The following is a 12,581-nucleotide window of genomic DNA, read 5'->3' as shown; positions in this document are numbered from 1 at the left end:
TTATCGCGATCTCGCCGGGGCGGCGAGCAATGGGGCTGTCTCCGAACGTGTTTCGCTGACGCTGTTGACGACGGGTACTCGCCGCAGCATGAGTGTGAGATTCTGCACGCGAAATTCCAGGGCCGCCATCATCGGAGCCATCGGTGCCACCGCTTGCATGCGCAGCAGTTCGGCGACGCCGCCGGGCCGTCGCGTACCGCGCACCGTCGCCACGAACGCCGGTTCATTGTCGCGATGTAGCGAGACCGTGACGTCCAACTCGGCGCCCGGTCGCGGGGCCCGAACGAGGTAGTAGCCGTCGACGCCGTGGAACGGTGAGACGCGCAGCTTCTTCATCGCCATCGCGGCGGGATCCGACCCCGGCGGCAACAGATAGGCATGCCGGCCTCCGCGGGTGTTGTGCATCTCCATGACGACGTGGCGCACGATGCCGGACGAATCGTGACACCAGAACAAACTGACCGGGTTGAACTCGTAGCCCAGCACCCTGGCCTGCAGCAGCGCGGTGATCTTGCCGCCGTCCGGGTCGACGCCGCGCTCGCGCAGGAAGGCCTCGACACGCGTTCGCAGCGAGTCGCCGGGGGCGCCGTCGAAGTGGTCACCGGCGTCGAAGCGGGCGAACGGCCGCAGCCATCTCGGCAGCCGCGGCAGCGAGTCGACGTCGACGTACCAGCTGTAGCCGCTGTGTTCGAAGTAGTGGTGTACCGGGGCACGCCGCAGGTGCGTGACCCGGGTCCGGTACAGGTATGGGCGATCCACATCAGGTATTCGGAGCAGGGCCCCGACCCGGATGGGTGCTCGCCTACGCCGGGCAGTACAACGCCGTGAGCACGTCGCCGCGCGGATCGGTGGCCGGCGAGGTGGCGTCCGGAGACTGCGTGAAGGTCATGGAGATGGCGGGTCCGTCGAAGGTTTTGGCCATGAAACTGTGGAACCCCTGGAGGTCGCCGCCGTGCCCCCACGCCGTTCTGCCGCAGGGCAGCGACACCTTGCTCAGCCCGAGGCCGTAACTGAGCAGGCCGTCGCCGCCGGGCATCGGGACCGTTTCCATCATCTGGTCCAGCAGTGGCCGCGCCACGATCCGGCCGTCGAGCAGCGCGGTGATGAACGCCGTCGTGTCCTCGTTGGTCGAGATGAGCCCGCCTGCCAGGCCCGCGGCGGAGGCGTTGAAATCGGTGACGTCGGTCCGCCCCCCGTCGTCGATCTCGTAGCCGTGCGCGAACGGCTGCCGCAACCCGGTGTCACCCGGCGCGGGGAAGTAGGTCTCGGACAGGCCGAGCGGCGCAATGATGCGCCGGGTGATCTCCTCGACGGCGGGACGCGTCGTCACCTTCTCGATCACCAGCCCGGCGACGATGTAGTTCGTGTTCGTGTATCGCATTTCCGCGCCGGGCGGGAATTGTGCCGGTCTGCTCAGCGCCATGTCGAGCAGTTGCTCGCCGGTTACCGGCTCGACCGGCGGCGCGGTGTCCTTGTCGAAATACTCGGGTAGGCCGCTCTGGTGGCGCAGCAGTTGTCGCATCGTGATCGCGTCGGCGTCGATGCCGTTGCCGCGGATGCGGCCGGGCAGATAGGTCTCGATCGGCGCATCGAGGTCGACCCTGCCCTCGGCGACCAGCTGCATAACCGTAGCGGCGACAAAGGTTTTCGTGATGCTTGCCGCACGAACGTGGGTGTTGGGCACGAAGCCGGTTCGAGTGTGGACGTCGGAGTGACCGGCCGCGAACCGGGTGAGCCCGGGTCCGTCGCGGACCACGGCGACGGCGCCCGCGAGATCGCCGTCGACCACGATGCGGGTCAACGCGTCGGGTACCGGGGCGGTCTCGGCATGGGCGGGCGCGGTGGCCAGGCCCAGGATCAGAAGGATGGCGACGGCTGTGGAGCGCACTAAGCCCAGGGTAGTTCCCACGAGTGCGCGGTCGCGACGAGTCCCTGCACCAGTGCGGAGGTGGCCGGGGTCAGTCCGTCGTCGCCGGGCAGCTGGCTGCGCGGGCTGACGCCGCGCACCCGCGGTGTCAACTCCAGTTGGGCGCCACCGCCGCGCATCCGGTTGACCGGATTGTCCGGATGCAGTCCGCGCAGCTCGCGCGGAATCGCATCGAGGTCGGTGACGACTTGATAGCCGGGGACGTCGACGTGGCGGGCGAGATGCTCGGCAAGCGAGCGGTTTCGCCCGCCGGCCAGCAGTTGGGTGCTGCGCCCGATGCGCCCGTAGCCGTGCAGCGACACCGCGACATCGACGTGGTCGAGGAATTCGGCGAGCCGCTCGGATTCCTCGGCGCGGTAGCGCGCCGAGGGCAGATGGTGTGGGTAGTGGTCGGGGTGACGCACCACGTACAGCGACGCACCCGCGGCGTCGGCGGCGCGCTCGGCGATCACGTCGGTCATCTGCTCGAGGCCGCCGCCGTGGATCGCCAGGAACCCGAACCGCGATCGCAGCGTGGAAAGCTCCTCGACGCCCGGGCGCGTCAGCAGATCAGAAAGCGTCTGTGGGGCATCAGGATTCGCGCGGTGCGTGCGGTTCGGCCAGTGCGCCGGATCCCAGCGCTTGAGGAACTCGACCCAGCGCTGCGGTAGATCGTGGTGCAGTGCGCCGTCGATGATGCGCTCGAGGTAGCCCGGCCGCGGCGCGCCCGGCTCGACACGGTGGTCGATGTAGACCCACGCGTGCGAGGGGCCCTCGTCGGTGTGCACGGTGAGCCGATCGCGGCGATAGCGCACCGGAACACCCTCCGCACTGTCGAGCGTGGCCAGGTCACGGTCGGTCAATTCCCACACCACGCCGTGCACCTGTGAACCGTCGAACGGCTCGACGGTGGCCACCCCGCGCTCGTTGATCAACCAGTCGTGGTCGGCAAGAGTGGCTCGGCGGGGGTTGACCGCGCTGGGACAACGCAGCGCCATCTGATTGACGCACAGGTTGGACCCGTACGCGAAGTAGACGTGTCGCGCCGCCAGCATCTATCCCGCGACAGTCAGATAGATCAACACCACATTGAGCAGACTAATCAATACTGCGACGGTCCAACCGAGAGCAGTGGTCACGCGATGGTTCACGTCGTCGCCCATCACCGCGCGGTCGCTGGTCACCCGGATAAGCGGGATCAACGCGAACGGGATGCCGAACGACAGCACCACCTGCGACAACACCAGCGCCCGGCTCGCGTCCAGACCCACCGCGAGGATCACCAGCGCGGGCAGCAGGGTGATCAGGCGGCGCAACACCATCGGGATGGACACATGCAGCAGGCCCTGCATGATCATCGCCCCGGCGTAGGCGCCGACCGACGACGACGCGAGGCCGGAGGCGAGCAATCCGATGGCGAACAGCAGCGCCACGATCGGACCCAGGGTGTCCGCGACCGCGGCGTGCGCCCCCTCGATCGAGTCGGTGTTGTCCTGGCCCTGAAGATTCGTCGCGGCGATCAGCAGCATCGACATGTTCACCGCGCCGGCGATGACCATCGCGATGCCGACGTCCCACCGGGTGACGCGCAGCAGCATCCGTCGCCGCGGCCCGGAGTCGGGGTGGCCGTGCCGGTCGCGCGCCAGTCCCGAGTGCAGGTACACCGCGTGCGGCATCACGGTCGCGCCGAGCATGGCCGCGGCCAGCAGCACACTTTCCGAACCGGCGAACTTCGGCACCAATCCGGCCGCGACGTCGCCGGCCGCCGGCGGTGCGACGAACAGACTCGTGAGGAAGCCGATCGCGATGACCATCAGGAGACCGGTGATGACTCGCTCGAAGATCGTCTGGCCCCGGCGATCCTTCACGATCAGCAGTATCAGCGAGACGGCACCGGTGATGACGCCGCCGAGGACCAGGGGCAGATCGAAGAGCAGGTACAGCGCGATCGCCCCGCCCATCACCTCGGCCAGATCTGTTGCCATAGCGACCAATTCGGCTTGCAGCCAGTACGCCAGCCGACTTCGGCGCCGGGTCCGCGTGGCCACCGCCTCGGGCAGCGACAGCCCGCTGACCAGACCGAGCTTCGCCGACAGGTACTGCACGAGGCAGGCCATGCTGTTGGCCACGACGATGACCCAGACGAGCAGGAAGCCGAACTGGGCCCCGGCGCTGACGTTGGCGGCGACGTTGCCGGGATCGACATAGGCGATGGCCGCGACGAACGCAGGCCCGAGCAGCACCCAACTCGGTCGAATACGGGCGTCGACGTCCGCTTTCACCTAACCCACTTTTCATCCGGTAGAGCGAATTGAAAAGTTAGGTTAGCCGAATCGCGTCGGCCGAAACCTGGGGCGCGGGGCTAGAAGCCGAATCCGCCGAGCGAGAACGAGAAGCCGCCGCCATAGGGCCAGCCCCAGTACGGGCCGGTGGTGATCGACGGTGAGGTGACGATCTGCGAGCTGCCGTTGGTCTCGCACTGCGTCGTGTTGGGCGCGATGCTGGTGCATTCGGGTGCTCCAGCGGCGGGCGGCGCCATAATGACGGCCGCGCCTATCGCTGCGAAAAGCGTTGCAGAGTAACGGGTTTTGTACTGCATGATTGGCCTCCTTTGGGCCATGGGGCGGTCAGCGGCCGCCGGGGCCGCCACCGCCGTGCCAGCCGCCACCGCCGCCGATGATCAGGGCGGGCCCGTAGAACTCGTCTTCCCACGGATACAGGTAGGTGGTGTCGGCCGGAGTGGAGTTGATCTGAACGTTGCCGGGCGTGGCGCACATGGTGGTCGAGCCTCCGGCGGCCTCCGCCCCGCCGGTGTCCACGCACTGGGGCAGAGGAGGCTGGGGCTGCGCGAGCGCCGGGGTTGCGGTGGTGATCGCCGCGACCGCACCGGCGCCTGCCGTCAGTGAGACGAGAAAACGACGTGTCCTTCGCATAGGCGACCCTCTTCTCGTTGGCCCCGCTATGTCAGAGCGTACAACCCTTTTCCGGTGATGAGGGGCAGGTCGAGCGTCGTCGTGATACCCGGCGGCGCCGCCACGACCGCGGGGATCGCGTTGACGACGCGCGCCGCGGTGGCGACCAGTCCGGCGTGGTTGTGGTCGCCACTCGGACTGCTCAAGCACAGGTCGACCGTGTAGGACGGTTCGCCGGTGATCTCGATGCGATAGGAACCGCCTTCCTGCGCGGGTTGCGGCCAGTCGGGGTGCAGGTCGTCGCGCAGGCGGGTGACGTGTTCGAGGACCACGGCAATGTTGCCGTCCTTCTTGCCCTGCACCTCGAAGCGCAGCGCCGCCGCCGTGCCCTTCGCGATGTGACCCGAGGCGATATCGAAGTCCTCAGGTGCGGGTTCACGGACGTAGGTCTCGGTCACCTCGTCGAGTTCGACGCCGATGCCCGCGGCCAGTTGCCGCACCACCGATCCCCACGCGAGGCTGAGCACGCCGGGCTGCAGAAGCATCGGAATGTCGTCCATGGCCCTGCCGAAACCCATCACGTCGAACATCACGGCTGCGCTGTCGTAGGTGTCGTAGTTGATGATCTCCATGCAGCGGATCTGCTCGACGGTTTGGCAGGTACCGGCAAGAGCGAGGGGAATCAGGTCGTTGGCGAATCCGGGGTCGATGCCGTTGACGAAGATGCTCGACCGGCCGTTCTGCGTCGCCTCCTCGATGGGCTTGATCAGTTCCTCGGGCAGCACCTGCCACGGGTACTGCAGGAACACGGCGCTGCTGCCGACCACGTTGACGCCCGCGGCGAGGATGCGGCGGTAGTCCTCCAGCGCGTCCGGCAGCCGATTGTCGGCCAGTGCCGTGTAGACGACGCAGTCCGGCTGGGCGGCAAGAATGGCGTCGAGGTCGGTGGTGGCAGTGATACCCGTCGAACGATCAAGTCCCGCAAGCTCTCCCGCGTCCTTGCCGGCCTTGGAGTCCGATGACACCCACACTCCGGTGAGCTCGTAGTCGGGGTTGACGACGAGTTGACGCAGGGCATGGCGCCCGACGTTGCCGGTGCCGACCGCGGCGACTTTGATTGTCCCCGTCGGCTGAGCCGATGATCCAGTCATGGTTGCGGCCTCACAGATCCGGGATGGGCAGGTCGAGGTTCGGGAACGTGAGGCCGCCGTCGACCTCCAGCGTCTTGCCGGTCAGGTAGCTGCCCGCAGGAGATGCGAGATAGACGGCGGCAGCGGCGATGTCTTGCGGGTCGCCGAGTCGGCGCATCGGCGTGGCCTTCTCCATCGGATCGCGCAACTCGTCGTTGGAGGCGACGATGTCGAGAGCGGAGGTCAGTATCGATCCCGGGGCGATCGCATTGACGCGGATGCGCGGACACAGGTCCAACGCGGAGAGCCGGGTGTAGTGCGAGAGTGCCGCCTTGGCCGTGCCGTAGGCCGCGAATCCACGGCCCGCCAGCCTGCCCATCGTCGAGGTGATGTTGATGATGCTGCCGCCGCCGGAGTGCTCGAGCATCAGCGGTGCCGCCGCGGTTGTCAGGGCGTGCGCGGTGGAGACGTTGAAGGTGAATGCGTCGCGCAGGTCCTTGGCCGACGTGCTCAGCAGCGCGTTCGGCATGGTGCCGCCGACGTTGTTCACGACGATGTCTAGTTTGCCGAAGGCCTCGACGGCGGTGCCAGCCAGCTTGGCGGTGTCCTCGGGGTGGGCGAGGTCGGCGGCGACGATGTGGGCTTTGCGGCCGACTCCTTTGATCTGCTCGGCTACTTCTTCGAGTTGCGACTGCGTGCGCGACGCGATCACCACGTCTGCACCGGCTTCCGCGAAAGCCAGGGCCATCGCCGCGCCCAGTCCGCGGCCCGCGCCGGTGACTATCGCGACCTGGTCGTCGAGCCGGAATCTGTCGAGGATCACGTCTGCTCCCTTCCCTCGCCGGGCGAAACCGTAACAAGGCCTGGGCGCCCGGGTGGGCTGTTTCTGAAACACGTTCTAATTCGGACGGGCCCTGTGAGCGGCCGCGCGGGTGTAGCCACGGCGAGTACTATCCATGATGGATATAACCCGGCGCTCGAGCGAAGGAGTGATTTCGGTGATCACGCGACTCAACACTGTGACCGTCTACGTCAGTGACCAGCAGCGATCTCTCGACTTCTACGTCGACAAGCTGGGCTTCGAAAAGCGGGCGGACCGCGACATGGGGCCGGCCGGCCGATGGATCGAGGTGAGGCCGACGGGATCCGATACGGGGCTCGTGCTGGCCGACGGGAACGCCTTCGGCAAGCAGGACCGCGTCGGCTCGGCCGCCGACCTGATCTTCGCCACCGATGATGTCCACGCCGCCCACGCGAGCGTGGTCGCTCGCGGCGTACCGGCCACCGAACCGAACGGGCTGGCTTGGGGCACCTCGTTCGTCGTGACCGATCCGGACGGCCTCGAAGTCCTGATCATGCAGCCGCGCTGATGCTGACCTCTGCGATGTTTGCGATTCTGCTTGTCCTGCACGCGGATTCGCGACATGGATACGCCATCATGCATGATGTCGAAACGCTCACCGAAGGCGGGGTCACCCTCGGTCCGGCAACGCTGTACCGCTCTTTGCAGAGGCTTCGCGTCGATGGCTTGATCGAAGAACTCGATGAGGAGGTCTCGACACACGCGGCGTCGGATCGCCGCGCCGAGCGACGGCGCATCTACCGGATCACGACGGCCGGCCGCGCGGCGGCGCGCGCCGAGGCCGATCGGCTGTCTGCGATGGTCGCCGCCGCGCGCCGAGTCGGAGTCCTGTCGAGTACGAATCGACACGCGTCATGACGTCGATCGGCGACGAATTCGCGGGTCCGACGCCCCAGATCGCCGCGGCCGACGCCGCTGCCGCAATCGCCTTTTATCGCGAGGCGTTCGGGGCCGACGAGTTGGTGCGCAACCACGCACCGGACGGCCGGATCATGCACTCCGAACTGCTGATCTGCGATGGTCGGCTGCTGGTGGTCGACGAATTCGGCGGCGATGACTTGCGCGCGCCGACCGGCGCCAACGCAACCACCGTGCGACTGCACCTCTACGTCGCGGACGTCGACGCGGTCTTTGAACGAGCCCTTGCGGCGGGGGCGAACCCCGTGCGCGCTCCCGCCGTCGAATTTTGGGGGGATCGCTACGCCGTCATCCGGGACCCGATGGGACATCTCTGGTCGCTCGCGACCCAGGTCGATGAGCTATCGCCCGGTGGGCACAATCTCCGCGCCCGGGCTTGGGTGATGACGCAGCCTCCGACGCCCGACTGACCGTTACTTCTTGGCGGCGGCCTTCTTCGACGCTGCCTTCTTGGCGGGCGTCTTCTTCGCGGCCGACTTCTTGGCCGGGGCCTTCTTCGACGCTGCCTTCTTGGCCGGCTTGTCGCCGTCGCCGGAACCACTCGAACCGCGACCTTCGCGCCGTGCCTTCACGCTGGCCTCGAGCTTGGCCAGGAGGTCCGAGACGTCTTCGGTCTCGTCGAGTTCCTGCGGCTGCTCTTCAGTGGTGAACGCCTCGCCGCCTTCGAGTTTCGCCTGCACCAGCTCGTGCAGCTGTTCCTGATAGTCGTCGTGATAGCGATCGGGGTTGAAGTCGTCGGTCATCGACTCGACCACCTGGCTCGCCATCTTCAGCTCCGCCGGCTTGACGTCGACTTCCTTGTCCAGCACGGGGAAGTCGGGGTCGCGGATCTCGTCGGGCCACAGCAGCGTCTGGACGATCATCACGTCGCGCTTACTGAAGTCCTGCACGCGCAATGCGGCGAGGCGGGTCTTGTTGCGCAGCGCGAAGTGCACGATGGCGACCCGGTCCGTCTCCTTCAGCGTCCTGGTCAACAGCACATAGGATTTCGACGATTTGCCGTCGGGCTCCAGGAAGTAGCTCTTGTCGTACATCATCGGATCGATGTCGTCGCGGGGGACGAACTCCATCACCTCGATCTCGCGGCTGCGTTCCTCCGGGAGCGTCGCGATGTCCTCATCGGTGATGATCACCGTCTGGCCGTCGTCGGACTCGAACGCCTTCGCGATGTCGCGGTACTCGACCACCTCACCGCACACCTCGCAAACCCGCTTGTAGCGGATGCGCCCGTTGTCCTTGGCGTGGACCTGGTGGAACTTGATGTCGTGGTCCTCGGTGGCGCTGTAGACCTTGACCGGGACGTTCACCAGGCCGAAGGCGATCGAACCCTTCCATATGGAGCGCATTAGCCCAGTATGGCGGATCGGGCCGCCGCGTCGCGGGTAGTGCGATCCGGCAGGTCGGCACCGGCGCGGGCGACGGTCAGCGCCGACGAGAGCGCGGCGGTCGCAAGGGCGGCGTTCAAGACCTCGATGCTGATTTTTGCCAGGTCACGACGCTGCCCGGCACCCAGCAGGTTCGCCGACCACAGGGCGTCGATCAGTCCGGTCATGAACGCGTCGCCGGCGCCCAGCGTGTCGATGACCTGAACCTGTCGGGCCGGCGCCTGCGCCATGCCTGCGGCGCACAGCGCGAACGACCCCCGGTCGCCCATCGTCACCGCGACGATCGACGGGCCGAGGCTCAGCCACGTGCGGGCGATCTGCTTCGGCGAATGGTCCGGGTCGATCCAGCGCAGATCCTCGTCACTGACCTTGACGACGTCCGCGCGCTCGACCAGCCGCTCGATCCGACCGCGGGCCGCGTCGCCGTTCTCGATCAGGGCGGGCCGCACATTCGGGTCAAATGTGATGGTCGCCGACGGGTGGTACGCGTCGAGCAGTGCAGCGGCGGCCCGGCACCCCGGCTCCAGGACCGTGGCGATCGATCCGGTGTGCGCGACCAGCGGCGGCGCCACCTCTGGGGTTCCGGTCAGCTGCCAATCGATGTCGAAGACGTACTGCGCTGATCCGCTTGCGTCGAGCGTCGCTACCGCCGTTGGTGTGCGCTTCGCACTCGTGCTGCCCGAAACCAGTTGCGCGCCGGACGCTTCGACATACTCGACGATGCGCCGACCACGCTCGTCCTTCGCGATGTGGGTGAGGAAGTCGACCTCGCGGCCCAGCCGGGCGAGCCCGACCGCGACGTTGAGCGGGCTGCCGCCGACGTGCTCGGTGCTCGAGGCTCCCTCGCGTTCGACGATGTCGATCAACGCCTCGCCGATGACCAGTGCTCTCACGGCGTCTCCTTCACCAGGGTCTCCAAGGTCGTGCGAGCGCCGTCTCGGTGCAGCGACTCCAGCGCCCACACATACGCGTCGACGAATCTCGGCTGGCTCGCCAGATCGCCGAACAGGGAAGTGTTCTCGATGAACGCGGTCGGATTCTCGCGCTGCGAGCGAGCCAGCGGCACGAGAGTGTCGGCGAGCTGGTCCTGCACGTCGATCGGCTCGCCGTGCTCGTCGACGCCCTCGGCGTAGCGCGCCCAACTGGCGACGGTGGCTGCGGACAGCCGTACGGGCGCGCCGGTCCTGAGGTTCTCGCGGACGACGGGTAGCAGCCACTTCGGGATGCGGTCCGACGAGGCGAAGCACAACCGGGTGATCGTGTCCTTGACGCCGGGGTTGGCGAACCGCTCGATCAGCGTGCGCTTGTAGTCCGGCAGGTCGATGCCCGGCACCGGCTTGAGCGTCGGCGTCGCCTCGGCGTCCATGTACTGCCGCAGGAACTCGGCGAACAGCGGGTCGCCCGCGGCGTCGTGCACCAGCCGGTAGCCCGCGAGATAGGCGAAATAGCAGAGACTCTGGTGGCTGGCGTTGAGCAGCCGCAACTTCATCAGCTCGTACGGCGTGACGTCGTCGACCAGCAGCACGTCAACCTTCTCCAGAGGAGGACGGCCGTCGCTGAAGTCATCTTCGAGCACCCATGAGGTGAACGGTTCGGCCGCCACGGGCCATCGGTCGTCGACACCGAACTCGCCCCTCACCGCCTCGACGACCTCGGGTGTGGTGACCGGCGTGATGCGGTCCACCATCGAGTTCGGGAACCGGGTATGGGTGCGCATCCAATCACCGAGGCCGGGATGCAACCGGTCGGCGTAGGCGGTGAACGCGTGGCGCGCGACCTCCCCGTTGCCCTCGATGTTGTCGCACGACACGATCGTCGGCGAGGTCGCTCCGCGCTCGCGGCGGCGGGCGAGTGCTTCGGCGACCAAACCGAAGACGTTGGTGCCGTCACCCAGCCCCTCGATGTTGTAACCGCCTTCGGTGATGGTGAGCGAGATGATCCGCGTGCTGGGTGCCGCCATCAACTCGACGACCGCTTCGGGATCATCGGGGGCGTAGCGGTAGTCGACGATCGAACCGATCACCCGTGCGTTGCGGGTGCCGTCGGGGTTCTCCAACAGCAGCGTGTACAGGTTGTCCTGGGTGGACATCACGTCGGCCATCTTTCGATCGGCCGGCATCACGCCGACACCGCAGATGCCCCACTCGTTGGCCAGGCCCCGCTCCATCAGTCGGTCGAGATACATCGCCTGGTGCGCGCGGTGGAAGCCGCCGACACCGAAATGCACTATACCGACGGTGATTTCGTCGCGATTGTAGGTGGGCTTGTCGACGGATAGCTGCGCCAGGGTCGAGTTGTCGAGCCTCATGACCCCGCGGCGCCATCCGCCTGGCGGGTTCGCGCGGCGCGGAGCAAGAGTGTTGTGTGCGTCACACCACCCATGCTAGCGTGATGAGCATCTACTCGCACCCCTGAGCATATGCTCACCAGATCGAGACAGGCGGGATCTGTGACGGCATCGACGAACGGCAAGGTCGCCGGCCCGGTCGGGCCGCAGAACCGTGCGTCGGAGGATCTACGTCTGGCCCTCCGGGCGGCGACGCTCTACTACCTCGACGGGCTGACACAGGCCGAGATCGCCGCCAGACTCGGCGTCTCCCGTCCGACCGCGGGCCGGTTGGTCGCCCGGGCGAAGGCCAAGGGTCTGGTGCGAATCGAGGTGGCCGTACCTGCGGACTTGCGCGACGACTTGCACGCCGACGAGGAACGCGAACTCGAGCAGCGTTTCGGGCTGACCGAGGCGGTGGTGGCCGGGCACGGCATCGATGTCGGCGCGCCGGGCCGACCGGCCGCGTTCGCGAGCGTCGGACGCGCCGCGGCGGCCCTTCTGATGCGGCGACTCACGGCCGACGACGTCCTCGGATTCACCTGGGGGCCAGAGCAAGTGGCGGTCGCGCATGCGCTGACGCCGGGTGTGGCGAGCTGCCGCGTGGTCGTCCAGTTGGACGGGGCCATGTCAACCGCGGCCTATCAGACCGGCACTGAGTTCATCCTGAGTCGCTGTGCCGATGTGCTGCGCGCCACCACGATTCGGTTGCCCGCGCCGCTGTATGCCGATCCGTCGACGGTGGCCTCCATGCGCAGCGACTCGGTGATCTCCCGAACCCTGGAGGCGGGCAGGCGCGCGGACGTCATGCTGTTCGGCGTCGGCGCGGTGTCGACGTCCACGACGCTTTTCGAAGGCAGCTACCTCGACACCCGGATGCTGGACGAACTTGTGTCGCTCGGCGCAGTCGGCGAAATCGGTGGCCGGTTCTTCGACGGGAACGGCACGCCTGTCAACACCGAACTTCAGCAGCGTGCGGTCTCCGTTCCACTCGAAGACGTCCGCAAATGCCGCAAGACCATCCTGATCTCCAGTGGAAGCACCAAGTACCCCGCCACTCTCGGGGCGCTGCGCGGCCGGTTGGCAAGGCTTCTCGTATGTGACATCGATTGTGCCCGTTGGTTGTTGGCGCAGTGAAAGGT

General features: G+C 67.1%; 15 protein-coding genes. 4 read left to right on the top strand and 11 right to left on the bottom strand.

The window, feature by feature from the left end:
* The 8 genes from N4S67_RS03405 to N4S67_RS03370 form a co-directional block, all read right to left on the bottom strand.
* A complete protein-coding gene (locus N4S67_RS03405; protein WP_260991512.1) occupies positions 1-759 on the bottom strand; it encodes a DUF1365 domain-containing protein in 759 nt (252 codons plus the stop codon).
* 43 nt (positions 760-802) lie between these two features.
* The gene (locus N4S67_RS03400; RefSeq protein ID WP_260991511.1) at positions 803-1,888 is read right to left on the bottom strand and encodes a serine hydrolase domain-containing protein; all 1,086 of its coding nucleotides are present in this window, start codon (positions 1,886-1,888) and stop codon (positions 803-805) included.
* Entirely contained in the window at positions 1,888-2,961 is a 1,074-nt protein-coding gene (locus tag N4S67_RS03395; RefSeq protein ID WP_260991510.1) for a poly-gamma-glutamate hydrolase family protein, read from the bottom strand. Before N4S67_RS03395 ends, N4S67_RS03400 begins: the two co-directional genes overlap by 1 nt.
* Positions 2,962-4,188 (bottom strand): Nramp family divalent metal transporter, encoded by a 1,227-nt coding sequence (locus N4S67_RS03390; RefSeq protein WP_260991509.1) that lies wholly within the window; start codon positions 4,186-4,188, stop codon positions 2,962-2,964.
* An 80-nt stretch (positions 4,189-4,268) separates the two neighbouring features.
* A complete protein-coding gene (locus N4S67_RS03385; RefSeq protein WP_260991508.1) occupies positions 4,269-4,505 on the bottom strand; it encodes a hypothetical protein in 237 nt (78 codons plus the stop codon).
* A 28-nt stretch (positions 4,506-4,533) separates the two neighbouring features.
* Entirely contained in the window at positions 4,534-4,839 is a 306-nt protein-coding gene (locus N4S67_RS03380; protein WP_260991507.1) for a hypothetical protein, read from the bottom strand.
* Positions 4,840-4,865: 26 nt separating this feature from the next.
* Entirely contained in the window at positions 4,866-5,969 is a 1,104-nt protein-coding gene (locus N4S67_RS03375; RefSeq protein ID WP_260991506.1) for an NAD(P)H-dependent amine dehydrogenase family protein, read from the bottom strand.
* A gap of 10 nt (positions 5,970-5,979) precedes the next feature.
* Positions 5,980-6,771, bottom strand: a complete 792-nt coding sequence (locus N4S67_RS03370) for an SDR family oxidoreductase (RefSeq protein WP_260991505.1) — start codon at positions 6,769-6,771, stop codon at positions 5,980-5,982.
* 175 nt (positions 6,772-6,946) lie between these two features.
* Here N4S67_RS03370 and N4S67_RS03365 point away from each other — a divergent pair, with 175 nt between their 5' ends.
* Genes N4S67_RS03365 through N4S67_RS03355 form a run of 3 tightly spaced genes read left to right on the top strand, consistent with a single transcriptional unit; the run spans position 6,947 to position 8,138 of the window.
* On the top strand, positions 6,947-7,318 hold the full coding sequence (locus tag N4S67_RS03365) for a VOC family protein (RefSeq protein WP_260991504.1): 372 nt from the start codon (positions 6,947-6,949) through the stop codon (positions 7,316-7,318).
* Positions 7,318-7,668, top strand: coding sequence for a PadR family transcriptional regulator (locus N4S67_RS03360; protein ID WP_313959923.1), 351 nt, complete (start codon positions 7,318-7,320; stop codon positions 7,666-7,668). The genes N4S67_RS03365 and N4S67_RS03360 overlap by 1 nt, the downstream gene beginning before the upstream one ends.
* Positions 7,665-8,138 (top strand): VOC family protein, encoded by a 474-nt coding sequence (locus N4S67_RS03355; protein WP_260991503.1) that lies wholly within the window; start codon positions 7,665-7,667, stop codon positions 8,136-8,138. The genes N4S67_RS03360 and N4S67_RS03355 overlap by 4 nt, the downstream gene beginning before the upstream one ends.
* 3 nt (positions 8,139-8,141) lie before the next feature.
* Here the strand turns inward: N4S67_RS03355 and ku are convergent, their stop codons facing one another.
* The 3 genes from ku to N4S67_RS03340 are packed head-to-tail and all read right to left on the bottom strand — an operon-like array spanning position 8,142 to position 11,421.
* A complete protein-coding gene (gene ku, locus N4S67_RS03350; protein ID WP_260991502.1) occupies positions 8,142-9,074 on the bottom strand; it encodes a non-homologous end joining protein Ku in 933 nt (310 codons plus the stop codon).
* A complete protein-coding gene (locus N4S67_RS03345) occupies positions 9,074-10,006 on the bottom strand; it encodes a carbohydrate kinase family protein (RefSeq protein ID WP_260991501.1) in 933 nt (310 codons plus the stop codon). Before N4S67_RS03345 ends, ku begins: the two co-directional genes overlap by 1 nt.
* Positions 10,003-11,421, bottom strand: a complete 1,419-nt coding sequence (locus tag N4S67_RS03340) for a mannitol dehydrogenase family protein (protein WP_260991500.1) — start codon at positions 11,419-11,421, stop codon at positions 10,003-10,005. Before N4S67_RS03340 ends, N4S67_RS03345 begins: the two co-directional genes overlap by 4 nt.
* A 111-nt stretch (positions 11,422-11,532) precedes the next feature.
* Between N4S67_RS03340 and N4S67_RS03335 the strand changes: the two genes are divergently transcribed.
* A complete protein-coding gene (locus N4S67_RS03335) occupies positions 11,533-12,576 on the top strand; it encodes a sugar-binding transcriptional regulator (RefSeq protein ID WP_390893199.1) in 1,044 nt (347 codons plus the stop codon).
* The last annotated feature ends 5 nt before the right edge of the window (positions 12,577-12,581 follow it).

Origin of the sequence: Mycobacterium deserti (genome assembly GCF_025345615.1) — a bacterium.
Taxonomy (GTDB): Bacteria; Actinomycetota; Actinomycetes; order Mycobacteriales; family Mycobacteriaceae; genus Mycobacterium; species Mycobacterium deserti.
The sequence above is the reverse complement of the archived record's forward strand: the minus strand, read 5'-3'. Positions and strand labels throughout refer to the sequence as shown.